Origin of the sequence: Streptomyces phaeolivaceus, from assembly GCF_009184865.1 — a bacterium.
Taxonomy (GTDB): Bacteria; Actinomycetota; Actinomycetes; order Streptomycetales; family Streptomycetaceae; genus Streptomyces; species Streptomyces phaeolivaceus.
Map to the genome: position 1 here is coordinate 622,898 of NZ_CP045096.1, position 26,126 is coordinate 649,023.

Sequence of the window (26,126 nt, forward strand, 5' to 3'; positions counted from 1 at the left end):
ACGGATGCGCCGGGGTTCCCGCTTCGATTGGCTTGCCGGACGCCGGAGGGGTCTCTCCCGCGTGCCCGCCCGCCGTCGGGGTGTCCCGGCGCGTCACGGGGGCTTACGGGGAGGCGCCCGGACCGAATGTCAGTGGCTGCCGCTAGCGTTCCGCACAAGGTCGCACTTGGGCCGGGATTCCCCGGCTGAACTGTGCTTTCTTCTTGTGCAATTGACGCGGAGGGCTGGGGTTCGTGGGTTGGCTGTCGGCGGGCGACGGATATGAAGTCGCTCTTGTGGAGGGGCGGGTGGCCGCGCGGGCCACCTCGGGCCGGGCGGCGGGACGGCAGTTGAAATCACTGCCGAAGGCGCTCAAGGACCACCCGGAGGTGGACCGGCTGCGCCGGTTCGCCGAATGGCTGGATCGGCACGCCACGGCGTGCGTGACCCAGGTGGACGCGTGGATGGTGTCGTCACTGCCCGTACCCACCGGACTGCTGGCCCGGGTCTGGCCGGACGAGGCATGGCAGACCGCGCTGCGCGACCTCGCGGTGGTCGGCGACGACCCGGACGAGGTCGGCTTCCTGCGCGGCGCCACCGACTCCGGCGAACTGCGGATCGTCAACCTGGACGGTGAGACGGTCCGCCTCTCCCCGCGCACGGTGACCCTGCCGCACCCGGTGCTGCTGCCGGACCTCGACGACATCCGGGAGTTCGCGGCGGAGCTGGGCATCGTCCAGCGCGTCGAGCAGATACACCGGGCCACCTGGCGACGGCCGGACGATCTCGTCGCCAAGGCCACCCAGGTACGGGACTTCACCGGCGGCCAGTACCGCTCCCGCTTCGCCCTCGCCGCCCGCGCCACCTCCCTCGGGTACCGCGTCTCCGGCGGGTACGCCACCGCCCGGATCCGGGACGGCGAGCGCACCGTCGAGGCCTCCGTGTGGATCGGGGAGCCGTACTACGACGACGAGGTGGAGACCGGCAGCCTCACCTGGCAGGACCCGGACGGCCACGCCCTGCCACTGGGCGAGGTGGGACCGGTGGCCTGGTCGGAGGGGATGCGGATGGCGGCGGCACTGTACGCCGGGCGCGTGATCGAGGAGGGCAAGGACGCATGAGCGGGGGGACAGAGGTGTCGAGCGGGGCGACCGAGGTGTCGTACGGGGAACTGCTGGCGGCGGGCGGGGTGCTGCCACCGGACACCGAGGGGGCCGGGGAGCGTGCGGTGCCGCTGACCGCGCGGACGTACCGTCATCCGGGCCTGGAGGACCGGGTGGTGGTGCGGCTGGTCGCCGGGGAGCTGGGCGCGGCGGAGGATCTCGCCGCCGGGTACCTGGGACTGGAGCAGGACGCGGAGCCCGCGGTCGTGGGGCTGGGGCTGCGGCAGTCGCTGGGCTTCCCCGAGTGGGTGCTCGTGCACCACCCGGCGGACGGGCATCACGCGCTGGGGATCGTGCCGGACCTGGAGCGGGCCGCCCGGCAGGTGAAGTCCAAGCCGAAGACGGCCATGGACGCCTATCTGGAGCTGGGCGCGCGGCTGGCGGCGTCGGTGCCGCACTTCCTGCCGACCTTCTTCGAGCAGGCCGGGCGGGTGTTCCTCGCCGAGGAGAACGCCACCTACGCGGCCCAGTTGTTCACCCGCGCCCGCAAGGCCGAGGCGGAGCACGGCCTGATCGTCGAGGAGGACCGGCTCGACGCCGTGTTCCTGGAGTTCGCGCTGGCCGGCGCGCTCCCGGTGAAGGTGCTGTCGGCGTACGCGAAGGAACTGGCCGCGCGGGTCCCGGCCGAGGAGGCGCTGCGGCGCTTCACCAAGCTGTGCCTGCGCCGCACGGCGGGCGGTCTGCCGCCGTCGGCGCAGATGGCGAACGACCTGCGCCGGCTGGCACGGGCCGCGGGCCGGGACGCGGACCTCACCGAACAGGACTATCTGGCCGAGCTGCTGGTCCTGCCGTCCACGCTGCGCGCGGCGGCGGGCTGGTGGAAGAGCCACCGTACGGCGCTGGTGGCGCTCGCCACGCGTGAGCCGAAGGTCCGGGGCACCCTGCTGGACACGCTGCCCTCGGCCCACGACGACGACATGCCCGCGATGTGGCTGGACATGCTGGAGGTCTGCGGTGCCACGGCCGGGTTGTGGGACACCTCGCTGCCCGCCGATCGGCGTCCGCACGACGGCACGGCGGGCTGGCTGGAGCGTTTCCTTGCCTTCCGGGAGCGCGCCCGGTCCTGGAACGGCCCCACCCGGATGCCGGAGCTGTACCCGCTGGCGGAGCGCGCGGTGGACGTGTTGCGCGCCGAACTGACCACGGCCGGACGCGAGTTGCCGGTCACCCACGACATCGACCTGATGGACCTGCTGCTGTCCCTGGACGTACCCGTGGCCGCCCCGGCGAGGAACACCTCGCTGCCGCTGGAGCAGTGGGCCCGGGGCGAGGGGCGGCGCGAGCTGCTGTCGCTGTCCGCCGACGCCCGTTTCCACGAGGCGTTCGGGCGGGGCGCGGACCGGTTCGGCAACGACCAGGACGGGTTGTGCGCGATCCGGGTGCTGGCCGCGTCACCGGGCGGACGCCCGCTGCTGGCGGAGTGGGTGCGCGGGGTCGTCCAGCGGTTCGCCGCCGTCGGCCTGCCGCAGCTGCCCGAGGCGCTGAGCCGGCTGAGGTGGCTGCCCGCCGAGGCGCTGGCGCTCGCCGAGGACGAGGTCCGCGCGGCCGTCTCCACCGACCTGGCGCCGGTGCTGGCACGCACCCTGCGCGCCGGGCTCTTCGACGAACTGGGCTGGCCCGCCTGGGAGGACGCGACCGCCACCCTCGTCCCGAAGGACGACGTCGAGGACATCGTCGTCGCCGACGCCTGGCCGCATCTCATCGTCGCGGGCGAGGCGCAGGCCCGGGTGATCGGCGCGGAGGGCACCCTCCTCACCCACGACCTGCGCATCCCGGCGAACGACAAGTGGGGCGACCCCGGCTTCCACCACGTGGACGGCGAACTGCTCGTCTACTGGCGGTCGCGGGGCGACGGCCTGCGCGGCTACTGGCACACCCGCGCCGACCAGCCCCAGGCCATGGAGGGTCCGGGCGGTACCCGGGGCACACAGATGGACTGGTACCGGGGCAACCTGCGCAGGACCCTGCCCCTGCCGGGCGGCGGCCGGACCACCGGCGCGGGGGTGCTGCACCCCGGGGACACCACGATCCCCGACGAGCGGCGGCTGCTGTTCGACGGCGCCTCGTACTGGGTGTGGCACACGGAGGACGACGACTCCGACACCCACGGCTTCCACGAGTACGACCCGGCCACGCACCGGCACGGGCGCCGGAGCCTGCCCGGTTTCCTGGCCGACGCGCTGCGCGACGCGCCCGAGGGCAGCACCTACGCGGGCGGCCGGATCGGCCCCTCCCCGACCGTCGGCCGCGCGCCGGCCTCCGCGCCCGTGGACGGTGTGGTCGGCGTCCGCACGATCCGGCTGCCCGACGGCTCCTGGCACAGCGAGGACCTCGCCGGACACACCGTCACCCTGCCCGCCGAGCGGGGCAGGCCGGCCGCGCTCGTGGTGTTCCCCGGTGACGACCGGGCGCGTGCCGTAATCCGCAACGGCTGGCAGATGGAGATCGTCGACACGGACGGTGTCGTCACCTCCGTCGCGAAGGTGGACCGCACACCGGGCGTCTTCGGCGAGGGGACACTGCTGCTGCCGCCGGTGCAGTACTGGGAGTGCATGACGGCCCGCGACCCGGAGGGGTCCGCCGCGCTGCGCGCCCTCGACGAGGACACGGCGGCGGCCCTGCTGCACGCGGCCGCCGAGGAGAAGCGGCAGGCGGCGGGCAAGGCGTACGAGGACACGCTGTCACCGGGGATCCGCGCGATGCTGCCGGTCACGGACGACGCGCTCGTCGCGGGCATCGCCGGCGTCGTACGGCACGCCGCCGGCCAGCAGGCCGTCCTGGACGAGGCGTCCGCCCGGCTCACCCGGGCGCTCGACGAGGGCGTGGAGGAGCCGGAGGGGCCCGCCGGACCCACCGACTGGGTGCTCCGGGACGTGCTGAACGGCCTCGGCGTCGGGGAGCGCCGCTCCTGGGAGCGGGAGGACGGCTCCGACACCGTCTTCCGCTCCCTGCGCACGATGACCGGGGCCGCCGGGCTGCTCCCGGACACCGCCGTACCGGAGGAGCGGACCGTACGCCTCCACCTCGACGGGCCCCGGCTGCCGACCGGGGAACCGGAACTGGTGTCGCTGGCCGACCGCGCGGCGGCCATCGTCTTCCGGGCCGCGGCCGGCACCACCCCGCAGGAGCACCGGGAGACGCTGGACGCCCTGCTCGACCGGCTCCGGACCCTGGGACTGGGTGTCGGTGCCACACCCGAGCGGTGGCGCAAGGCGACTCTGCGGCTCACCCCCGAGCAACTGCGCACCTCGTCGGGCGAGTGGCGCGAGGGCGCATGGCACGGACTGCTGCCGCTGGGCGGCGGCGCCTTCGTCGCGCTCCTGCAGCACACCTATCCGCACGACGACGAGGGGTGCACGTTCACCGGGTTGTTCCACGACCCGGCGCAGCGGTTCGAGACGCCCGAGCCGTACACGCTCGGTGGGTCCGCACCGCTGGGCGGGGAGCGGGAGGCGCACCTGCTGGACAGGTTCCTCACGGAGCTGGCCGAGCGCGGCCCGGCGCCCTGGTTCCCGGAGGCGGCCGAGGAGTTCGCCCGGCTCACGGGGGTCACGGAGACGACGGCCCGGCTGATCGTGGCCGGTCTGCCGTGGGTCGACACGTACGAGCGTTCGTTCCTGACCGCCGAGGTACGCGACGCCATCGGTGTGAAGCTCGCGCCGGCGGCCGTCGCCAAGGGTGAACTGCGCGCGCTCGACGGCGGTATCCGCGCCGCCGTGGTGGGCGCGCTGCTGCCCGCCGACCCCGCCCGGCTGTGGACCGAGGGTCCGGACGTGGCAGCCGCGGCGGAGGTCTGGAACAACGGGGTGGGCAGGCGGAGGGCGATCCCCGAGGAGTTGCTCGCCGACGCCCACCGCGCGGTCAAGCACTCCGCGTGGAACCTGCGGAGCGCCCTGCCGGCGGTGCTGTACCCGGCCGACGAGCCCCGGTTCCATCGGGACCTGGAGTGGGCGGTCGACGGGGACCGGGTCAAGCCCGTCGGTGACGACGCGGTCGGCTTCACGGCGGACACGCTGGTCGGCTCGGTCGGCCTCGCCGCGTGGCTCGCCCACCGGCTGCCCGCAGGCGACCCGCTCCGGGCCGCGCTGCCGGCCGCGCTCACCGCCGTACGCGAGCGGCTGGCCCACCCGGGGCTGGTGCTGGACCTCGGCCGGTACATCGGGCTCCCCGCGTTCCGGAAGACCGCGGGCACCCCGACGGAGGTCGGCGACGGCTTCGAGCGGTACGGCGCGGTCGTCCTGGCCACCCACGACGACCAGCCGTCGCCGGGCATCCGGGTCGCGCTGCTCGACGAGGCCGGCGAGGACCCGTATCTGCCCGCGCTGCGCATCGACGACCAGCGGCCCTACCCCGCCGAGGTGGCGCTGCGGCTGGCCCGATCCGCCCCGTTCGGGGCGCTCCTCGCCGACCCGGGCGACCCGGTGGCGGGCGAGCGGGACAAGGACGGCGTCTGGTGGGCGCAGGACCCGAGCCGTTCCGTGCCCGAGCTGGTGACGGAGGCGGCGAAGGAGTACGGCATCGGTGAGGACGCCGCCACGCTCTATCTGATGCTGCTCGCCATGCCCGACCCGACGGACCGGATGACGGCCCGCTGGACGGGGTGGAAGCCCGCCCGCCTCAAGGCGGCCCGTGCCGAACTGGCCGCGGGCGAGCTGGTGGTGGAGGCCAGCCGCACCCGGGCCGGGCGTTCGCTGTTCCTGCCCGGCGCCTGGGTCGACCCGAAGGCGCCCCGGCTGCCGCTGGAGCGGTGGAAGCTGCCGCTGTACGACGCCCTGATGAGCGACGAGCACGCGACGTTCGGCGTGATCGTGCCGGCCGAACCGGCCGCCGCGCTGTACCGCAGGGCCTGGCAGCGCGTCCAGGACGGCGACACGCCCCGGTTCGAGGAGCTGAAGGTGCGGCGGGGACGCCGCCGCTGAGGAGACCCGGGGGCGCCCGATCACCGGGCGCCCCCGGCCCCCCGCCCGAGAAACGTCCGACAGACCTATCGAGCAAGGACATCCATGACCGCGACCGACACGGCGACGGCCCTTCCGGCCCGGCAGACGCTGCCCGCCGAGGAGCGCCACGCCACCGAACTCGCCTTCCTCGCCGCCCATGACGAGGGCCCCCGCCCGCCCGGCTGGCGGCTCACCCCGCGTGCCGTGGTCACCTTCGTGTGCGGCAGCGGCGGCGAGGCCCTGAAGCTCGCCAAGCCGCACGAGACGCTGCCCGACAAGCTGGTGATCGCGCCCAAGTTCGTCGGTGAACGCGCCCTGATCGAACGGTGCGTGGTCACCCTCGCCGGTGAGCGCGGCCTGCTGCTGGTGGGCGAGCCCGGTACCGCCAAGTCGATGCTCTCCGAACTGCTGTCGGCCGCCGTGTGCGGCACCAGCGCGCTCACCGTGCAGGGCACCGCCGGCACCACCGAGGACGCCTTCCGCTACGGCTGGAACTACGCGCTGCTGCTGGCCCAGGGCCCGACCCCGCAGGCGCTCGTCGACTCGCCGGTGCTCGGCGCGATGCGCTCCGGGCGGGTGGCGCGGGTCGAGGAGATCACCCGCTGTCTGCCCGAGGTGCAGGACGCCCTGGTGTCGATCCTGTCCGACCGCCGGGTGAGCGTGCCGGAGCTGTCCGGCACGGACGACGCGCAGGTCCCGGCGGTGCCCGGGTTCACCGTCATCGCCACGGCGAACCTGCGCGACCGGGGCGTCTCGGAGATGTCGGCCGCGCTCAAGCGCCGCTTCAACTTCGAGACCGTGCACCCGATCGCGGACGTCGACGCCGAGACGGCCCTCGTCCGGCGGCAGGCGGAGGCGGCCGTCCAGCGGGCGGGAGCGGCCTTCGGCGTGGACGACGCGGTGCTCGATGTGCTGGTGACCGTCTTCCGTGATCTGCGCGCGGGGCGTTCCGCCGAGGGCTGGGACGTGGAGCGGCCCGGCACGGTGATGTCCACCGCCGAGGCCGTGCAGGTCGCCGCGTCGCTCGGGGTGGCCGCCGCGTATCTGCCGGGCGGGGACGCGCTCGACCTCGTCCCCGGGCATCTGCTGGGCGTGGTCCGCAAGGACGACCCTGCCGACCACGCCCGGCTGCTCGGCTACTGGGACGGTCCGGTGCGCCGGCGCGCCGAGGACGGTTCGGCGACCTGGCGCCGCCTCTGGGACCTGCGGGAGAACCTTCGGTGACGACCACTCAGGAACCACGGGCGGCCGTCACGGCCCTCGCCGACTCGGCGGCGCCCTATCTGCTGGGGGTACGGCACCACAGCCCGGCGCTCGCCGCGGCCGTGCCCGCCCTGCTGGACGCCTCCGGCGCGGACGTCGTCTGCGTGGAGCTGCCGGCCGACTTCCAGCACTGGCTGCCCCACCTCGCCGCGCCGGGCACCCTCGCCCCGGTCGCCCTGGCCGGGGCGAGCGAGGGCGGCCGGCTCGGCTTCTACCCGTTCGCCGACTTCTCCCCCGAACTCGCCGCCCTCCGCTGGGCCCGGGAGCGGGGCGTGGAGGTGGTCTGCTGCGACCTGCCGATGTCGGATCCGGCCTGGACCATGGACGGGCCCGCGTCGAACGGGGGCCGTCCGGGAGCGGACGTGGACGGGCCGGGGGCAGCGGGCGCGGATCGCTCGGGAGCCACGGCGGCCGGTGACGGCTCCGCCCCGGCGGGCGGTGACGGCTCCGCCACGGGCACGGAGACCCGGAGCGCGGTCGCCGAGGGGATCGCGGGCGCCGGGCCGACCGCCTTCGCGGCGGCGCTCACCGCCGCCGGGACCGGTCGTGACGGGGACGATCTCTGGGACCGGTGTGTGGAGGTGCTCGCTCCCGGCTGCGCCCCCGAGGCGATCCGCCGGGCGGCGCTCGGCGTGGGGTGGGCGTTGCGGCGCGACGCCGAGTCGGCGGGCGGGGTGCCGTCGGTGGACCTGGCCCGTGAGGCGCACATGAGGGACACGATCGCCCGAGCCGCGACGGGCGGGCGCCGGGTCGCGGCCGTCATCGGCGCGTTCCACGCCCCGGCGCTGACGGACGTGACCGGCGTGGACACCGACCCGGCCGGAACGGGCGGTTCGGACGGCACGGAGTCGTCCGGCGCGACCGGCGCGTCCGGCCCGGTGTCGGCGCCGCGTGCGGGCGGGACCGTGTCCGGGGCCCGGGGAGCGGGTCTCGTCGGGGAGCACCCGCCGGTCGTCACCTCGCTCGTCCCGTACGCCTTCGATCTGCTGGACTCCCGTTCCGGGTATCCGGCGGGCATCCGGGACCCGCGCTGGCAGCAGGCGGTGTTCACGGCCGGGGGCGACCCCGGTCTGCTGTACGGCGCCGCCGCGCGGGCGATCACCGATGTGTGCCGGGAGCTGCGCGCGGCCGGGCACACGGCGGGCACGGGCGAGGCCACCGAGACGCTGCGGATGGCGGGGGACCTGGCCAGTATCCGGGGGCTGACCGCCCCCGGCCGGGGCGAGGTCCTGGAGGCGCTGACGACCGTGATGGGCCAGGGCGAGCCGCTCGGCCGGGGCCGGGCGCTGGCCCGCGCCCTCGAAGTGGTGCTGGTCGGCACCGACCGGGGCCGGATCGCTCCGGGCACCCCGCGTTCCGGTCTCGGCCCGTCCGTGGAGGCGGAGTTGGCCGCGCTGCGGCTGCCGGGCCCGGACGACCCGGACGCGCGCGAACTCCGTCTCGACCCGCTCCGCTCCGCCCTCGACGGCCGCCGCGAGACCCTGCTCCAGCGACTCGCGGTGTGCGGCGCGGGCTACGGCGAGGCCGTGGAGGTGGCAGGCACGGGCGACGGCACGGCCCTCACCACCCGGTGGCGGCTGTCGTGGACGCCCGCTGTTCCGGTACGGCTCGACCTGGCCGGGATCCGGGGCGTGACGGCGGCGCTGGCGGCCGAGGGCACCCTGCGGGAGACGTTCCGCCGGGAGTCGGCGGACGGCGGGCCCACCTGTGCCCTGGTCCTCACCGGGCTCCGGGCGGCGGCCCGCTGCGATCTGCCGGCCCTGGTCGCGGACCGGCTGGCCGATGCCGCCGCCGTGCTTCCCGCCTCGGCCACGCTCCCCGAACTCCTGGAAGCGCTGGACCTGTTGGAGGCGTTGCGCCGGGGCCATCTGCCCGGGACCACGCCCGGCGGAAGGCAGTCGGCGGCCGAGCTGGCCGTCGACCTGCTGGACGCGGCCGTCCGCGCGCTGCCCGGTCTCGCGGGCAGCGACCAGCCGGAGGACGCCGCCGCGCTGGTCGCGCTCGCCTCACGGGCCGGCGAACACCGCCTCGGTCTGCGGATGGACGACGCCCTGGGCACGCTGGCGCGCACCGGTTCCCCGCTGATCCAGGGTGCCGCGCTGGCCGCCAGGGTCCTGCTCGACCTGGACGGCGCCGACACCCTCGGGGCGCGTGCGGCGGGCTGGATCGACACGGCCACCGGCCCCGACCGCCGTCTGGGGCTGGCCCGCCGTCTCACCGGGCTGCTCAGCGGCGCGGCCCCGCTGCTCCAGTCCGCGCCGACCGCGCTGGACCCGCTGCTCGACCGTATCGACACCCTCACCGACCAGGGCTTCCTGGACCGGCTGCCCGCCCTGCGCGGCGGCTTCGACACCCTCACCCCGGCGGGCCGCGACCGTCTGCTCGACACGGTCACCGAGCGCCTCGGGGACCGCCTCGACCTGTCCCTCACCGCCTCACCGGCCCTCCTCGCCCTGTGGACGGCGGCGGACACGGCGGGCCTGGCGACGGTGGCCGCACTGCGACTGCCGAACGGCACGGCGGGCACGGACACCTCGGACGGCACGGACGCCTCGGGGCTTCCCGAGGCCACGGACGGCACCGACGCCCCGGGGACACCCGTCACCGCGGCCGAACCTCCATCCGAACCGCGAGCCGAACCGCAAGCCGACGCCGCCACCCCCTCCTCCCCCTCCGCTCTCTCCTCCTCGCCCTCCCTCCTCCACCTCGGCCCCACCGACCGCTGGCGGCTGCTGCTCGGCCGGGAGAGCGAGAAGTTGCCGCAGGGTGCCCGTCGTTACGCGCACGCGCTGGACGAGTTGTACGGGACCGGCCGGGGCGAGGGTTCGTCGGACCTCGGCCGGGGCAACGGCGGCCAGGGGCAGGGCGGCGGCCAGGACGCCTCGTTCCCGACGGCCCGCGAATGGGCCGACGAACTGGACGCGCTGTTCGGCGCGGAGGTCCGCGAGGAGGTGCTGGCACGCGCCGCCGACCAGGGCCGTACGGACGTACTGGCCGAGCTGGACCCCGAGGCCGTCCGCCCCTCGGTCGACCTGCTGACCTCCGTGCTGAACCTCGCCGGAGGGATGCCCGAACAGCGACTGGCCAAGCTGCGCCCGCTGGTACGGCGGCTGGTCGACGAACTTGCCAAGGAGCTGGCCACCCGGATGCGCCCCGCGCTCACCGGTCTCGCCACCCCGCGCCCGACCCGCCGCCCCGGTGGCCGACTAGATCTGCCGCGCACCCTGCGGGCCAACCTGGCGAGCACCCACCGTACGGCGGACGGCCGGACCGTGGTCGTACCGGAGCGGCCGGTGTTCAGCACCCGGTCCCGCAAGGAGGCGGACTGGCGGCTGATCCTGGTCGTCGACGTGTCCGGGTCGATGGAGGCCTCCGTCATCTGGTCGGCGCTGACCGCGGCCGTCCTGGGCGGGGTGCCCACGCTGTCGACGCACTTCCTGGCGTTCTCGACCGATGTGATCGATCTGACCGACCGGGTGGACGACCCGCTGTCGCTGCTCCTCGAGGTGCGGGTCGGCGGCGGTACGCACATCGCGGCGGGGCTCGCGCACGCCCGTTCCCTGGTGACCGTGCCCAGCCGGACCCTCGTGGTGGTGGTCAGCGACTTCGAGGAGGGCTACCCGTTGGGCGGGCTCCTCGGCGAGGTACGGGCCCTCGCGGGTTCCGGGGTCCATCTGATGGGCTGCGCCGCCCTGGACGACACCGGCACCCCGCGCTACTCGGTGCCGGTCGCCCAGCAGCTCGTCGCGGCCGGGATGCCGGTCGCCGCCCTCAGTCCCCTCGCCCTCGCCCGCTGGGTGGGCGACCGGCTCCGCGGAGAGTCCCGATGAACGCCGAACTGCCCCCGGCGGCGCCCGATGTGGTCGCCGCCGCGGTCGAGAGTCTGACCTCCCGGCTGCGCAAGAAGCTGGACGCCGCGGTCGAGTCGTACGCGGCGCTGCCCGTCACGGTCGACGGCGGCACCCTGCGTGTCCGGTGCGGCGAGGACGCCGAGGTGACGCTCACGCCCGGCCCCTCGGGCGCGGTGACGGACGCCGAGGGGGCGGTGTGCGGTTGTCTGCTCGCGCCCCGCTGTCTGCACCGCGCCGCCGTCCTGAGCGCCTGCCCGGTGGCCGACGCGGAGGCCATGGCCGTCGACGGGACGCAGAGCGCGACGGCCACCGTCGGGACGGAGGCCGGGACGGAGGCCGAGCCGTCCGAAACGTCGACCGGCCTCCGGGGAGGCCGGGGTGAGGCCTCCCCGGACGGCGGCCCGCAGGCCGCAGGCACGTCAACCACCGGCACCACCGGCACCACCGGCACCACCGGCACCACCGGCACCACCGGCACCACCGGCACGACCGGCACGACCGGCGCACCGGCGTCCGCCGCCTCCTCCATGCCCGCCTCCTCCATGCCCCCCACCCCCGCCCAGATCTCCGCCGCGCACGGCCTCTGGGCGGCGACCGCGGCCGTGCTCGCGGCCGGTGTCCCGGCGGCGGGGGCGGTGCCGCAGGCGGAGTTGCTGCGGGCCGCGCACACCGCGCGGCTCGCCGGGCTGCACCGCGCCGAGGCGGCGGCCCTGCGGGTGGTCCGCGGGCTGCGCGGGGCCCGCGCCCGGCACGACGGGCACCGGCTGGCCGACCTCGTCGCCAATGTGCGCGAACTGCTGCTCACCACCGGCCTGTTGGCGGCGGCGAACCCGGATCCGGCCCTCGTCGGCAACGCCCGCCGCGCCTACCGGCCGGGCGGCGGTCTGCGGGTGCACGGTGTGTGCCGGGAGCCGGTGATCTCGGCCACCGGGTACGGCGGTGTCGTCACCCATCTCGTCTCCGACGACGGGGAGTGGTTCTCGATCGCCGACGTCAAGCCGGGCGGCCCGGCGCGCGCCCGGGGTGCCGCCAAGGCCACCGTCGCCCTCGGCTCGGGCACCCTCGACCACTCCCAGCTCTCCCGAGGCGGGCTGCTGATCTCCGGTGCCACGCTCTCCCCGGACGGCCGGCTCGGTTCCGGCAAGGGGGTCCGGGCGACTCCGCTCGCCGGTCTGGCCTGGACCTCGGATCCGCTCGCCGCCCTCTTCGCCCGCCCGTTGGCGGAGGCGGTCGCCGAACGGCTCGCGGTCGCGCCGGGAACCGACCCCGAGCGGGCGGAGCAGGCGGCACGCAGACTGATCGGCTGCGATCTGGTCCTCGTCGGCGCGGCCGGCGACCACCTGCTCGCCCGTGAGGTGTCCCGCTCCGAGGACTCCGGGGAATCGGCGGACTCCGGGGACTCGGCGGGCGAGGGCCCGCTCGTGCGGCTGGCTCCGGCCAACGGCCACCCCGATCTCACCCACACGGCCAACTTCCGTCAGCTCGCCGCCCGGCCGGGTCTGCGCCTACGGGTGCTCGGCCGTCTCGAACCCGACCGCGCGGCCACGCTCCGCCCGCTCGCGATCGGGCCCGTGCCGGGCGCCGAGGCGACGCTGCGGCTGCCGGACGAGTGGCAGGGTCACGCCGATCTGGGCTACGACCGGCTCCAGGGCTCGCACTTCCCGCCCCCGGACGCGCTGCCCGCCGTGGACGGCCCCGCCGGGGTGCCGGCCGACCCGCTCGCCGAGGCGCCGTTGTGGCGGCTGCGGCGGCTCGTCGAGGTCGCCGTCTCCGGGGGCCGCCGCGCGGTCGCCGAGCCGGCCCGCGACGGCGACCGGAACGGCGGGGTCGCGGCGCTGCGGCGCAGCGGGTTCCGCGGGGCCGCCGAACTGTCGGCCGCGCTCACGACGGAGGCCGACCGCCGCTCCCGCGATGTCTTCGGCCGCGTGACCGACCCCGACCCGGACCGTTACGCCCGCGCCTGGCTCGCCACGGCGGTCTACCTGGCCGGCACGGAACGCGCCCTGGTCCAGGCCACCTGGCGGTCACCGTCCTCCGACGGCTGACCACCACCGAGCCGCCGCACGGCGCCGAGAAATGGCCGCCCGCCTCGCCCGTAGGCCGTCCAACCCCCTTTCCCCGTAGGACGGTTAGGGTGATCGGATGGATCTCGGTGCGGTACTGATCGCGATGGCGGGTGTCGCAGGGACCCTCGGGGCCGCGCTGCTCACCCAGCGCGGCGCCGAACGGGCCAAGCGGCGCGAGCTGGAAATGGCCCAGGCCTTCGAGGAGGCCCGCCTCCACCGCGAGCTGCGGCGCGGCTGCTACGCCGAACTCCACCGGGACGCAAGGCAGTTCGCCACCGCACTCAGCCGCCACCTGTACGTCCTGCGGGACCGGACCGCCGACACCGACGACATCCAGGCCCTGGAGGACACCAAGGACCGCTACCGCGACCGCTGGTCCGAGGCCCTGATGATCGCCCCGGACACGGTGGTCCTTCCCGGCGCCGAGGTGAACGGCGCCCTGAACCGGACCTACGGCCAGGTCGAACGCCTGGAGCAGGGCACGTCCCGGCCGGGTGAGAGCGTGGCCGCGGCGGCCGAGGCGCAGCACGCGCTGTGGGGCCTCATCGAGGCCCTGCGCGAGGCGATGCGCCACGACCTGGGCGTGGCCGGGCCGCTGCCGCGGTGGCACTCCACGGAACGGGACCGGCTCGCACGTGGTCAGCGGGAGCTGAGCGCGTCCGAGGAGTCCTGAGCGGCGCGGGACGTGACGTGCCGGTGTGGCGGGCTCTGCCGGTGCGGTGGGCTGGGCCGGAGGGTCGACTCCAGGGCGTCCAGGGCCTGGCGGGCGGCCAGGATGCGGGCGCGCAGCTCGTCCTCGGCGGCCGTTCCCCCGTCGGCGGCGGTTCCCCCCTCCGCGGCCTGGGCCCGCGCGCTGTCCTCCTGTTCCCGTTCCGTCTCGCGGGCCTCGTCCAGGGAGCTGATGACGACGCCGATGAGGACATTGACGAGGACGAAGGAGGCGAGGAGGACGTAGGAGGCGTAGTAGACGATGCTCCAGCGGGAGATCTCCAGGCCGGCGCGGACCGCGTCGCCGAGGCCGTCCAGGGTCATCAGCAGGAAGAGGGTGAGGACGGCGCGGCCGAGGGAGCCGAAGTGCTCGGGGTCGTGGTCGGCGAAGAAGACCCAGCCGACCATGGCGTAGACGTACAGCAGCAGGGCGCCGACGAGGAGGAAGCTGAAGGTGCCGGGGAGGCTGCGGCCCACGGCGACCATGAAGACGCGGAGCTGGGGCAGGAAGCGGGCGGTGCGCAGGACCCGGGCGAGGCGCAGCAGCCGCAGGATCGTGCCGTTCTCGCGGACGACGGGCAGGAACGCGGAGACCACGACGGCCAGGTCGAACAGGTTCCACGGGTCGCGGAGGAAGTCGCGGGGGCGGTCGGCGTGCGCACAGGCACGCAGCAGTATCTCGACCGTGAACGCGGCGAGGCAGAGGTGCTCGGCGAGACGTAACCAGCCGCCCCAGCCCGTCACCAGCGCGCTGTAGGTCTCCACGCCCAGCAGTGCCGCGTTGGTGAGGATCAGGGCGAACACGGTGACGGCGAACCAGCGGGCCTCCGTGACGGCGCGGGCCCATTCCGCGAGTGCCCGGCGCGGGGGCCGCCGGTCCGTGGTCGTACGGTCGTGCGGGTCGGTCATCCTGCTGTACCTGCTCCTTCGCGCAGCGCGACGTCCCGCCGCCCCGGGTGCGGGCGGCGGGTCCGGTGGAACGATCACGCTCCAGGAGACTTCTACAGCACCGTCGGCGCGAGCCGCCGGGGCGAGGTGCGTCGTGTGCGGCCGGTCACGCCGCCCTGGGTTGCAGATAGCGCGCCAGCAGGTCGTCCAGGCTGACGAGACCGGTGAGGCGGCCCGTGTCGTCGTGGACGAGGGCGAGCGTGGCGCGGTGCCGGCGCAGGACGTCGATGGCGTCGGCCACGGTCGCGTCCTGCGACAGTCGCGGCACCGGCCGGGCGAGGGCACGGGCGGTGACCGCGCGCCCCTTCGTCCGGGCGACCAGGGCGTCACGGGCGTGGACGGAGCCGAGGACGGTGGTGTCGTCGGCGCGCACCAGGAGCCGGGTGCGGTCGTGGTCGGCGGCGGCCCGGAGGACGGCCTCCACATCGGCGTCCGCGTCGACCGCGGTGATCTCGGCGGCCGGGACCGCGAGTTCGCGCACCGGGGTCCCGGGCTCCGTCAGCGAACGGGTGATCAGCTCGGAGTCGGCCTCGCTGATCAGCCCCAGCCGCTGCGACTCCGCCACGAGATGGGTGAGCTGCTCGCGGTTGTGCACGGACGCCAGTTCGTCGCGCGGGGTCACCCGGCACAGCCGTACCAGCGCGTTGCTGACCCGGTTGAGCAGCCCGATCAGTGGTCGTACGACCCTGACCACGGCCCGGAAGGACGGGGACAGCAGCATCGCGGAGCGCTCGGGGTGGGCGATGGCCCAGGACTTGGGCGCCATCTCGCCGACGACCATGTGCAGGAAGACGACCACGACCATGGCGACCACGAAGGCCACGCCGTAGCTGAGCGCGCTGGGCAGGCCCAGGTCGTGCAGCAGGGGGTCGAGTTCGTGGGAGATGGCGGGCTTGGAGACGGAGCCGAGGCCCAGGGTGCAGACGGTGATGCCGAGTTGGGCGCCGGCCAGCATCAGGGACAGCTCGCGCATCCCGGCGAGGGCCGCCCTGGCGCCCCGCTGCCCGGTGGCCGCCGCCTGTTCCACGCGGTGGCGTTTGGCGGCGACGAGCGCGAACTCGGCGGCGACGAAGAACCCGCTGCCGATCAGCAGCAGAACGGTGACGAAGAGCGCCATGGGGAAGCTCATGCCTGTTCCTCCCGACGCTTCTGGTCGCGTTTCTGGTCGCGTTCATGGTCGCGTTTCTGGTCGTGTTTCCCGTCGCGTTCGGCCTCGGGCTCGGGCTCGACGAGTGCGGGCAGCCGCTCCAGGCGGACCCGGTCGGGGACATGCCGGTCCAGTGTGCGTACGTCGATCACGGCGCGCCCGCCGTCGGGCAGGTCGACGGTGAGCCGGTCACCGATGGCGGGGAAGCGGCCGAGGCGGTCCACGACGAGCCCGGCGACGGTGTCGTAGTCCTCCTCCTCGGGCAGGTCGACCCCGGTGGCGTCGGCGACCTCGTCGAGGCGGCGACCGGCGTCCACCAGCCAGCCCGTGCCGTCGGCGACGGCGAGTGCGATGACGGTGTCGGACTCGTCGGCGATGTCGCCCACCAGCTCCTCGGCGATGTCCTCGTAGGTGACGATGCCGGCGACACCGCCGTGCTCGTCGAGGACGACGGCGAACTCGTCGTCCCGCTCCCGCATCCGGGTCACCGCTTCCGGCAGCGGCAGGGTGTCCGGCAGGAGCAGCGGGCGGCGGGCGAGGGCGCCCGCGCTGGTGGCGGTGAGGGGTCCGGCGGGCAGCCGCATCAGCTCGCGGACGCCGAGTACGCCGGTGATGTCGTCCGGGTGGTCGCCGAGCACCGGGTAGTTCGAGTGGCCGTGCCTCGCGATCAGTTCGACGGCCTCGGCGCCGGAGGCGTCCTTGCGGACGAAGACGGCCGCCGCGCGCGGCACCATCACCTCGTCGAGGGTCCGCTCGGAGAACTCCAGGGCGTGGTCGAGGAGTTCGGCGGTGTCCTTGGGCAGTTCGCCCTGCTCGTGGGACTCGCCGATGAGATGGCCCAGCTCCTCCAGGGTGGCGCCGTGGTGCAGTTCCTCGACGGGCTCGATGCCCACCCGGCGCAGCAGTCGGTTGGCGGCGCCGTCGAAGACGCGCACCACCGGGCCCACGACCTTCAGATAGGCGAGCGTGGAACCGGCCAGCGACTTGGCCAGCCGCTCGGGGACGGCGAGGGCGAGGTTCTTCGGGGCCAGCTCGCCCAGCACCATCTGCACGACGGTGGCCGCCGCGAAGGCCAGGACGACGGAGATCCCGCCGACCGCGCCCTCGGGGACGCCGACGCCGGTCAGGGCCGGTTCGAGCAGGGCGGAGACGGACGGTTCGGCGATGAAGCCGACGATCAGACCGGTGACGGTGATGCCGAGCTGGGCACCGGACAGCATGAACGACAGCCGCTCCAGCACGGTCAGGGCGCGGGCCGCCCGGCGGTCGCCGGCCTCCGCCTCGCGCGCGAGGGCGAGCCGGTCGGCGGAGACGTACGCGAACTCCTGGGCGACGAAATAGCCGGTACCGGCGGTGAGGACGAGGACGGCCAGCAGGCCGAGCACGGCGTTCGCGGCACTCATCGAACACCACCCCGTCGCGTGCCGCGATCGAAACGATCAGCCAAGGTCTGGCGGGGTGGTCGGGGACTGTGCCCCGGGGAGTCCGTCGGTCTGGCGGACACGGGCTTGCTCCTTCAGTTGGTGTGCGGCACGTGAACGATCGCGACCCGATCTTCGTTCCCGGAAGCGACCGTCGCGATCACCCCGCCCCCCGGCGCGGCGCTCCCCGCTGCTCCTCGGCCGCCCCCATCGCTCCCCATCGCTCCCCATCGCTCCCCGCCGCTCCCCGTCGCTCCCCGTCGGGCTTAGGTTCCCCCGGCCCTGACCAGCCCCTTTTCATACGCGACCACCACGGCCTGGGCGCGGTCGCGCAGGTCGAGCTTGGCGAAGATACGGGCCACATGGGACTTCACGGTGGCTTCGCTGAGGGTCAGCTCGGCGGCGAGTTCCGCGTTGGACAGACCGCGTCCGAGGAGGGTCAGGACCTCCAGTTCGCGGGGTGTCAGGGACCGGAGGTCGGCGTGCGCGGCGGGCGGGTGGGCGGCCTCCGTGGCGAAGCGCTCCACCAGCCGCCGGGTGATGGTGGGGGCCAGCAGGGCGTCCCCGGTGTCGACCAGCCGTACGGCCGCCGCGAGGTGGCGTGGCGTGACGTCCTTCAGCAGGAAGCCGCTGGCGCCGATCGACAGGGCCGCGTACACGTAGCGGTCCAGGTCGAAGGTGGTGAGCATGAGCACCCGGCAGGCCGGGGCGCGGTCCAGGATGCGGCGGGTGGCCTCCAGGCCGTCCATGTTCGGCATCCGGATGTCCATCAGGACGACGTCCGGTTCCAGCTCACGGGCCATCGCCACCGCCTCCACGCCGTCGGCCGCCTCGCCGGCCACGTCGATGCCCCGGGCGGTGAGGATCAGCCGGAACCCGGTCCGGATCAGCGTCTGGTCGTCGACGACGAGCACCCGGGGTGCCGGTGCCGACACCGCGTCCGCCGCCGTCACGGCCGGTCCAGGGGGATCCGGGCCCGGACCCGGTAGCCGCCCCCGAGGCGGCGCCGGGCGTCCAGGTCGCCGCCGTACACGGCGACCCGCTCGCGCAGGCCCAGCAGCCCGCGCCCGGTGCCGTCCCGGTGACGCCGGGCGGGCCGCGCGGGGTGCGGCCCGCCCGGGTCGCCGCCGGTCAGCACGCTGGGGCCGGTGTTCAGGACCTCCACGCGCAGCGCGTGGTCGGCGTAGCGCACGGTGACCTCGGCCTTGCCGCCGTCGCCGTGCCGGAGCGCGTTGGTGAGGGCCTCCTGCACGATCCGGTACGCCGTCACGTCGACGCCCCGCGGCAGCGGGCGGGGCTCACCGGAGATCCGTACCTCCACGGGCAGCCCGGCGAACGAGATCCGGTCGACGAGCGACCCCAGCCGGTCGAGGCCGGGCTGCGGCGCCAGCTCTCCCCGGTCGCCACCGCGCCGACCCGTACCCGAGGGGACCGTCCCGCTCCCGCCCCCGGCCACACCCTCCCCCACGTCCCCCGCCTTCTCCATGCCTCCCGCATCCCCCACGTCCCCCGCGTCCTCGCCGTCCTGCGAGGGTGCGAGCAGCCCCAGCAGATGCCGTAGGTCGGTCATCGCGCCGCGCCCCGCGTCCTCGACGGCCAGCAGGGCCGCCGCGGCCTCGTCCGGCATGGTGCCGAGCACCTCGCGGGCGGCCCCCGCCTGGACGACCATGAGGCTGACGTTGTGGCTGACGATGTCGTGCAACTCCCGTGCGATGCGGTCCCGTTCGGCGGCGATCGCGGCCGACGCGGCACTCTCCCGCTCCCGTTCGAGCAGCCAGCCGCGCTCCCCCACGGCGCGCCGCCAGCGTCGCCGGGTGCGCACCAGTACCACCGCCAGCCAGGCCGCGAGCGCACCCACCGCTCCCAGCGCCGCCACCGGACCGTCGACCCCCCACTCCCACATGGGGTTCACCTTCGCAGAACGGCCCGGCGCCGCGCATCAGCCCAGGGATGCGGGCCCCTGCATCTGCGGGATGAGGAGCGGAACCGGGTGCCGTCCGGGGAGGGATGTCCGGGCCGCGTCCTTCGCCTAGCGTCCGACGCATGGTCACTGAGAACAACGAACGCCATGAGAACCACGAGGGCGAGGACGACGCGGGCAGCGGGGCGGAGACCGTCGTACGGCTCGACGGGGTGCGCAAGGAGTACGGGGAGACGACGGCGCTGGACGGGGTGTCGCTGGAGATACGGGCCGGGGAGGCGGTCGCGGTGATGGGGCCCTCGGGGTGCGGCAAGTCCACGCTGCTGAACATGATCGCGGGGCTGGACCGTCCGACGGGCGGCACGGTGACGGTGCACGGCGAGAACGTGGGGGAGCTGAGCGAGAAGGGGCTCGCGCTGTACCGGCGGCGCCGTATCGGCATGATCTTCCAGTTCTTCAACCTGATCGACGATCTGTCGGCGCTCGACAACGTGGCGCTGGCCGCCCAGTTGACCGGCAGCCCGGCGCGGCAGGCCCGCCGCCGCGCGCTGGAGCTGTTCGACGAACTCGGTATCGCCGACCGGCGCAATGCCTACCCGGCGGTCCTCAGCGGCGGTGAGCGGCAACGGGTCGCCGTGGCGCGGGCGTTGATGAACCGTCCGGCCCTGCTGCTGGCCGACGAGCCGACCGGCGCACTGGACAGCCGGGCCGGGGAGCAGGTGATGGATCTGCTGCTGGACCTCAACCAGATCGGCCAGACGCTGATCCTGGTCACCCACGACGACCATCTCGCCCGGCGCTGCGCCGGCCGTCTCGTCGAGTTCGCCGACGGCCGGGTCACCGGCGAACACACCCTGGAGCCGTCCGTATGAGGGCCGTGTGGCGGGCCGCGCGGGCGGCGGTACGGCGGCGCAGGCTCCAGACACTGGTGATCGCCCTGGTCACGCTGACCTCGACGACGGCGATCGTGGTGGCGCTCGGTCTGGTCGACGCGGCCTCCTCGCCGTTCGACAAGGCCTTCGGCGAGCAGCGCGGACCCCATGTCATCGCCGCGTTCGACTCCGGGAAGGTCTCGGACGGCCGACTGGCGCGCGCGGCACGGCGGTCGGGGGTGGCGGCGAGCGCCGGCCCCTTCGCCCAGGCCTCGGTCGAACTGCCCCGGGAGGCGATGAACTTCGGCCTCGGCGACGAACTCACCGTCGTGGGCCGGTCCGACCCCGGCGGCCCGGTGGACCGGCTCGACCTGTGGGCGGGCCGCTGGGCCACCGGACCCGGTGAGGTCGTCCTCAACCGGCAGTCGGACTGGACGGCGGACGACCTCGGCAAGAAGCTCCGGGTGCCCTCGGGCCCGGCCCTGACCATCGTCGGCTTCGCCTTCGACCTGAGCCGCACCGCCGACGCCTGGGTCGCCCCCGAGCAGATCGGGGCCCTGAAGCCCACGGCCGCGCAGCTGCTGTTCCGCTTCACGGACGCCTCGTCGGAGAGCCGACTGCGCGCACAACTGGCCTCGGTGACAGAGGGGTTGCCGACGGGAGCGCTGACCGGTTCGAGGTCGTACCTCACCCTCAAGGACCAGATAGGAAGTTCGGCGCGGGCCTACGCGCCGTATCTGCTGGCCTTCGGCTTCCTCGGCATCGTGGTGGCCGTGCTCATCGTCGCCAACGTGGTCAGCGGCGCGGTGATCTCCGGTTTCCGGCACATCGGCATCCTCAAGTCGCTGGGGTTCACGCCGGGGCAGGTGGTGGCCGTCTATCTGGTGATGATCTCCGTCCCGGCCGTGTTCGGCTGTGTGCTCGGGACCGTCGCGGGCAATCTGGCGGCGCGGCCCCTGCTGGAGTCCGTGTTCACGGGGCCGGACGCGGGGGTGTTCCACGGCAGTGTCGCGCTCGCGCCCTGGGTGAACGTGCTCGCTCTGCTCGGGATGCCCGCCGTGTGTCTGTTCGCGGCGCTCGCGCCGGCCGTGCGCGCCCACCGGTTGTCCGCCGCGCGGGCGATCAGCGCGGGCAGCGCGCCGCGCGCCGGGCGGGCGCTCGGTGTCCAGCGCCGGCTGGCGGGCAGCCGGCTGCCGCGCCCGGTGAGCCTGGGGCTGGGGCTGCCGTTCGCCCGGCCGGGCCGCAGCGCCCTCACCCTGGCGGCCGTGGTCCTGGGCGTGACCACGGTGACCTTCGCGACCGGTCTGGCCACGACGATGGACCGGTTCGGCAACGCGGGCCGCGACGCCTACCAGGTCACCGTCTACGTGGGGAAGGTCCACGCCGGCAAGGAGACCAGGCCGGTGCACGACGACCTCGCCCTGCGCTCCCTGCTGCGCGCGCTGCCGGGCGCGCGCGAGGTGACCGCCAGGGGCAACACCGAGGCCCGGCTCGCGGGTTCGGCGGAGAAACTGTGGCTCGAAGCACGGCGGGGGGACCGGCCCCGGATGGACAGCGTGCTCACCGGGGGCCGGTGGTTCCAGGGCTCCGGCGAGGTCGTGGCCGGTTCGGCGTTCCTGCGCCGGAACGGGCTGGGCGTCGGTGACCGTATCCGTGTGGAGAAGGGCGACCGGCACGCGGACCTGGTCGTCGTCGGGGAGTTCATGGAGAGCAACGCCCGTGTCGTGGTCGTCGACTGGTCGACCATGCGGTCCGTGGCCCCGGGCGAGAAGCCCATCGCCTATCACGTCCGGCTCCGCGACGGCGCCGACCCGGACGCCTACGCCCGCGCCGCCGAGGCCGCCGATCCGGGGCTCAGCCCGTCACCGACCGGCGCCAACTCCGTCACACAGACGATCATCGGGTCGGCCACCGCCCTCACGCTCCTGCTGGCCGCCGTCGCGTCCCTCGGTGTCTTCAACACGGCCGTCCTCAACACCCGCGACCGCCGCCGTGACCTGGGCATGCTCAAGTCCATCGGGATGACACCGCGCCAGGTCACGGTGATGACGGTGGCCTCGATGGCGCTGCTCGGCGCCCTGGGCTCGCTCCTCGGCATCCCCCTCGGCATGGCGGGCCACCGGCTGGTCGTCCCGCGCATGGCGGACGCCGTGAACATCACCCTGCCGTCGTACATGACGGACGTCTGGAGCGCCCCGGCCCTGGCCGGCCTCGCGCTCGCGGGCCTCGTCATCGCGGTCCTGGGCGCGTACGTCCCGGCCCGCCGCGCGGCACGGCTGACGGTCGCGGAGGTGCTGCGCAACGAGTGACGGGACCGATTCCGACCATCATCGGTCCCGATCCGACCCTCACCCCGGCGGCCGGCCGCCCTACGTTGGGAGGGAACCCTGAAAGGATCACGACAGATGACGGTCCAGAACGACGCCGCGCACGACATGGCATCACCCGCCGGTCTCCCGGCCGCCGCCGAGACACTCCGCTCCTGGCTCGGCGCGGCCGACCGGGTCCTGGTCGCGGCCGGCGCGGGGCTGAGCGCCGCCGCCGGATACGACTACGGCGACACCGAGCGCTTCAGGGAACTGCTCCCGGCGCTGTACGGACTCGGTCTGCGCTCCCGCTATCTGCTGGGCGTACCGCTGCCGCCGGACATGATGTGGGGCTATTGGGCCGTACATATCGACGACATCCGCCACGGCTCCGCGCCCAACCCGCTGTACCGGCGGCTGCGTTCGCTGGTCGGCGACCGGGACCACTGGGTGATGACGTCGAACGTCGACGCGCTGTTCGCCCGCAACGGCTTCGCCCCGGACCGGATCTTCGCCCCCCAGGGCGACTACGGCCGCCTCCAGTGCACCGTGCCGTGCGTGCAGGAGACCTGGGCGGCGAAACCGTTCCTCGACCGGGTCCTCGCCGCCTACGACCGGAAGACGGGCCGGGTGACCGACCCGGCCGCCCTGCCCGTCTGCCCGAACTGCGGCGCGGACGTGTTCCCGAACGTGCGAGTGGGCCCGGAGTTCGTGGACGGCGCCCATATGCCCGCCGGTGACCGGCTGAACCGCTGGCTCGGCGACGCGCCCGACACCGCCCGCCTGCTCGTCCTGGAGATCGGCGCCGGGTTCAATACCCCCGGCGTGATCCGGTGGCCCATGGAGAACGTCGTACGGCACACCCCCGGGGCCCGCCTGGTGCGGGTGAATCCCGACCACCCGGAGGTCCCCGCCGACCTCGGCGACCGGGCCCTGCCCCTGCCGTTCACGGCGGACCGGCTGCTGGCCGCGCTCACCACGTGAGAAACACGAGGGCGCGCACGGAGGACGGCAGGACCGCTGCGGGTACCAGCGCGGCAGAACCATCGAAGACATCGACCCACCAGGACGTGAAGGCACCATGACGAGCCCCTCAGAACCGACCACACCGGCCGACCCGGCCGACCCGGCCGACCTCAACACGCCGATCGTGGTCACCGGAGCCACCGGACACCTCGGCGGACGCGTCGCCCGGCTGCTCGCCGGGCAGGGGGTGGCGCAGCGGCTGCTGGCGCGCAGCCCCGAGCGGGTACCCGTGCTGCCGGGCGCGACGGTCGTCAAGGGCGGCTTCGGCGACCGTGACGCCGTCGTACGCGGTCTCACCGGCGCGCGGACCGTGTTCATGGTTTCCGCCTCGGAGAGCGTCGACCGGGTCGCCCAGCACAGGGCGTTCGTCGACGCGGCCGTGGAGGCGGGGGTCGCGCACCTGGTGTACGTGTCCTTCTTCGGCGCCGCGCCCGACGCCGCCTTCACCCTCGCCCGGGACCACTTCCACACCGAGGAGCACATCCGGGCGAGCGGCCTCGCCCACACCTTCCTGCGGGACAACCTGTACGCGGACTTCGTCCCGCGTCTGGCCGGCGAGGACGGCGTCATCCGGGGCCCCGCCGGGCAGGGGCGCGCCGCGTTCGTCTCCCAGGACGACATCGCGGACGCCGCCACGGCGATCCTGACGCGGCCCGCCGACCACGCGGGGGCGACCTACGATCTGACCGGCCCGGAGTCGCTCACGCTGGACGAGGCCGCCGCGATCCTCACCGAGCGGCTCGGGCGCCCGGTCCGCTATCAGGCCGAGACGATCGAGGAGGCGTACGCCTCGCGGGCCTCGTACAACGCCCCGCCCTGGCAGCTCGACGCCTGGGTCTCCACCTACACGGCCATCGCGACCGGCGAACTCGACGGCGTCAGCGGTGCCGTCCCCGACCTCACCGGCCACCCCGCCCGCTCCCTCGCCGACGTCCTGCGCACCACCACCCGGAACCTCCCGTGACAATGCCGCACACCCCGTACGACGGCCGGACCGCACGGACAGTCGCGCCCTCGGCGCTGCCGCTCGCCGCCTACCGCGCGGCGATCGCCCTGGACGAGCCCGTCGCCCGGCCCACTCCCTCCTCCGCCGCCTCGGCCGGGGAACTGGACGCGTCCGTGCGCGCGGCGCTGAACCTGCTGAGCACCGACCCGGCCGTACCCCGGCTCGGCCTGCGGGCCGACACCCTGCGGGACCTCGCGGACGCGGACGCGGCGACGGCTCGCCGGGTGCTGCGCGCGCTGCTGACCGTGCGTCCGCCGGGCCCCCTGCCGGCCGACGCGCACGACGCGGTGGACACGGTCCTGGACCTGGAGCGCCGGCTGCGGCCGGCCGTCCCCGTCGACGGGCTGCCCACGATCGCCGAGGAGTTCCCGCACACCGCCCACCGGTCGGCCGAGCACATGACCCTGTGGCGGGGCGACATCACCACGCTCGCGGCGGACGCCATCGTCAACGCGGCCAACAGCGCGCTGCTCGGCTGCTTCCAGCCCCTGCACCCCTGCGTGGACAACGCGATCCACAGCGCCGCCGGGCCCCGGCTGCGGGACGACTGCCACACCGTGGTCACCTTGCAGGGCGCCTCGGAGCCCACCGGCACCGCCAAGATCACCCGGGGTCACCATCTGCCGGCCGCCCATGTCCTGCACACGGTCGGCCCGGTGATCCACGGCCGCCCCGCGCCGAGCGACGCCGAGGCCCTGGCCTGCGCGTACCGGGCCTGTCTGGACCTCGCCGCCGAGGTCGGGACGATCCGTACTCTCGCCTTCTGCTCCGTGAGCACCGGCGTCTTCGGCTATCCCAAGCCGGAAGCGGCCCGCGTCGCCCTGCGCACCGTCTCCGACTGGCTCACCGCACACCCCGGCCGCCTCGACCGGGTCGTCCTCAACGTCTTCGAAGCCGACGACGAGGCCGTGTACCGACGCGCACTCGGCGAAACCTCAACCGTCTGAGGGCCGGCCGGGCAACCGGTCGCCCCTCGCTCCGCCGACGCCCCCGGCCGCCCCACCGAGGGCGCACCGGAACTCCTAGGATGGCCCCTTACTCCACTCGCTCCACCTTGTCCTGCACCTCCACCTCCACTTCCACCTCCATCTCCACTCGACAAGCGCGGGGACCGATGTCGCGGCCGAACCCGACCACCGCGGCTGGGCGGCCAAGGCGCAGGCCCTGCTGGGTGTCCGGGCCGTCGTCGCGGAGTCGTACGAACGCATCCACCGCAGCAATCTGATCGGCAGGGGCGTACTGCCGCTGGAGTTCACCGGGAGCGACGGCGCCTCCTCGTACACCTTCACCGGGGAGGAGGAGCTGACGTTCGAGGGCGTCGACGCGGTGTCCGTGGGGAGCAGTCCCGTCCTGCTGCGCGTCACCCGTGGCGACGGCCGTGTGGAGACCGTGGCGCTGCGGCTGCGGATCTTCTCCGGGCAGGAGCTGTCGTACCTCCGCCACGGCGGCATCCTGCCGTACGTCGTCCGCCGCACCCTGGACCGTTCCTGAACGGACGGCCCGGCGGGG

18 protein-coding genes are annotated in these 26,126 nt (G+C 74.7%); 12 read left to right on the plus strand and 6 right to left on the minus strand.

Going from position 1 to position 26,126, the window contains the following annotated elements; genetic code table 11:
* Positions 1-233: 233 nt before the first annotated feature.
* From F9278_RS03200 to F9278_RS03225, 6 genes are all read left to right on the plus strand, one after another.
* On the plus strand, positions 234-1,100 hold the full coding sequence (locus F9278_RS03200) for a DUF4132 domain-containing protein (protein WP_152166894.1): 867 nt from the start codon (positions 234-236) through the stop codon (positions 1,098-1,100).
* Positions 1,097-6,061, plus strand: a complete 4,965-nt coding sequence (locus tag F9278_RS03205; RefSeq protein ID WP_193241347.1) for a DNA-binding protein — start codon at positions 1,097-1,099, stop codon at positions 6,059-6,061. The genes F9278_RS03200 and F9278_RS03205 overlap by 4 nt, the downstream gene beginning before the upstream one ends.
* An 84-nt stretch (positions 6,062-6,145) precedes the next feature.
* Positions 6,146-7,306, plus strand: coding sequence for an ATP-binding protein (locus tag F9278_RS03210; RefSeq protein ID WP_152166895.1), 1,161 nt, complete (start codon positions 6,146-6,148; stop codon positions 7,304-7,306).
* The gene (locus tag F9278_RS03215; protein ID WP_152166896.1) at positions 7,303-11,175 is read left to right on the plus strand and encodes a vWA domain-containing protein; all 3,873 of its coding nucleotides are present in this window, start codon (positions 7,303-7,305) and stop codon (positions 11,173-11,175) included. The genes F9278_RS03210 and F9278_RS03215 overlap by 4 nt, the downstream gene beginning before the upstream one ends.
* Positions 11,172-13,241, plus strand: a complete 2,070-nt coding sequence (locus F9278_RS03220) for a hypothetical protein (RefSeq protein WP_152166897.1) — start codon at positions 11,172-11,174, stop codon at positions 13,239-13,241. Before F9278_RS03215 ends, F9278_RS03220 begins: the two co-directional genes overlap by 4 nt.
* A 97-nt stretch (positions 13,242-13,338) precedes the next feature.
* Entirely contained in the window at positions 13,339-13,935 is a 597-nt protein-coding gene (locus F9278_RS03225; RefSeq protein WP_226966611.1) for a hypothetical protein, read from the plus strand.
* Here the strand turns inward: F9278_RS03225 and F9278_RS03230 are convergent.
* The 5 genes from F9278_RS03230 to F9278_RS03250 all read right to left on the minus strand — a co-directional run bounded on the left by F9278_RS03230 (position 13,902) and on the right by F9278_RS03250 (position 19,389).
* Complete coding sequence (locus F9278_RS03230; RefSeq protein ID WP_152166898.1) at positions 13,902-14,879, minus strand: ion transporter; 978 nt, start codon at positions 14,877-14,879, stop codon at positions 13,902-13,904. The genes F9278_RS03225 and F9278_RS03230 overlap by 34 nt on opposite strands.
* Positions 14,880-15,024: 145 nt before the next feature.
* Entirely contained in the window at positions 15,025-16,047 is a 1,023-nt protein-coding gene (locus F9278_RS03235) for a hemolysin family protein (RefSeq protein ID WP_152166899.1), read from the minus strand.
* Positions 16,044-17,468, minus strand: a complete 1,425-nt coding sequence (locus F9278_RS03240) for a hemolysin family protein (RefSeq protein ID WP_152166900.1) — start codon at positions 17,466-17,468, stop codon at positions 16,044-16,046. The genes F9278_RS03235 and F9278_RS03240 overlap by 4 nt, the downstream gene beginning before the upstream one ends.
* A 284-nt stretch (positions 17,469-17,752) precedes the next feature.
* Positions 17,753-18,439: a response regulator gene (locus F9278_RS03245; protein WP_152166901.1), complete on the minus strand. Its 687-nt coding sequence runs from the start codon at positions 18,437-18,439 to the stop codon at positions 17,753-17,755.
* Positions 18,436-19,389 (minus strand): sensor histidine kinase, encoded by a 954-nt coding sequence (locus F9278_RS03250; RefSeq protein ID WP_152166902.1) that lies wholly within the window; start codon positions 19,387-19,389, stop codon positions 18,436-18,438. The genes F9278_RS03245 and F9278_RS03250 overlap by 4 nt, the downstream gene beginning before the upstream one ends.
* Positions 19,390-19,529: 140 nt before the next feature.
* Here F9278_RS03250 and F9278_RS03255 point away from each other — a divergent pair, with 140 nt between their 5' ends.
* The 5 genes from F9278_RS03255 to F9278_RS03275 all read left to right on the plus strand — a co-directional run bounded on the left by F9278_RS03255 (position 19,530) and on the right by F9278_RS03275 (position 25,564).
* Positions 19,530-20,279 (plus strand): ABC transporter ATP-binding protein, encoded by a 750-nt coding sequence (locus F9278_RS03255; protein ID WP_226966612.1) that lies wholly within the window; start codon positions 19,530-19,532, stop codon positions 20,277-20,279.
* Positions 20,276-22,588 (plus strand): ABC transporter permease, encoded by a 2,313-nt coding sequence (locus F9278_RS03260; protein WP_152166903.1) that lies wholly within the window; start codon positions 20,276-20,278, stop codon positions 22,586-22,588. The genes F9278_RS03255 and F9278_RS03260 overlap by 4 nt, the downstream gene beginning before the upstream one ends.
* 96 nt (positions 22,589-22,684) lie before the next feature.
* A complete protein-coding gene (locus tag F9278_RS03265) occupies positions 22,685-23,569 on the plus strand; it encodes an SIR2 family NAD-dependent protein deacylase (RefSeq protein WP_226966613.1) in 885 nt (294 codons plus the stop codon).
* Between the two features lie 97 nt (positions 23,570-23,666).
* Positions 23,667-24,575, plus strand: coding sequence for an SDR family oxidoreductase (locus tag F9278_RS03270; protein ID WP_152166904.1), 909 nt, complete (start codon positions 23,667-23,669; stop codon positions 24,573-24,575).
* A 2-nt stretch (positions 24,576-24,577) separates the two neighbouring features.
* Positions 24,578-25,564, plus strand: a complete 987-nt coding sequence (locus tag F9278_RS03275) for a protein-ADP-ribose hydrolase (RefSeq protein WP_152173668.1) — start codon at positions 24,578-24,580, stop codon at positions 25,562-25,564.
* Positions 25,565-25,652: 88 nt separating this feature from the next.
* Here the strand turns inward: F9278_RS03275 and F9278_RS46810 are convergent, their stop codons facing one another.
* Positions 25,653-25,829, minus strand: a complete 177-nt coding sequence (locus tag F9278_RS46810) for a hypothetical protein (protein ID WP_226966614.1) — start codon at positions 25,827-25,829, stop codon at positions 25,653-25,655.
* On the opposite strand from F9278_RS46810, the gene F9278_RS03280 reads away from it, so the two are divergent.
* Positions 25,785-26,108 (plus strand): hypothetical protein, encoded by a 324-nt coding sequence (locus tag F9278_RS03280; RefSeq protein ID WP_264300206.1) that lies wholly within the window; start codon positions 25,785-25,787, stop codon positions 26,106-26,108. The genes F9278_RS46810 and F9278_RS03280 overlap by 45 nt on opposite strands.
* The last annotated feature ends 18 nt before the right edge of the window (positions 26,109-26,126 follow it).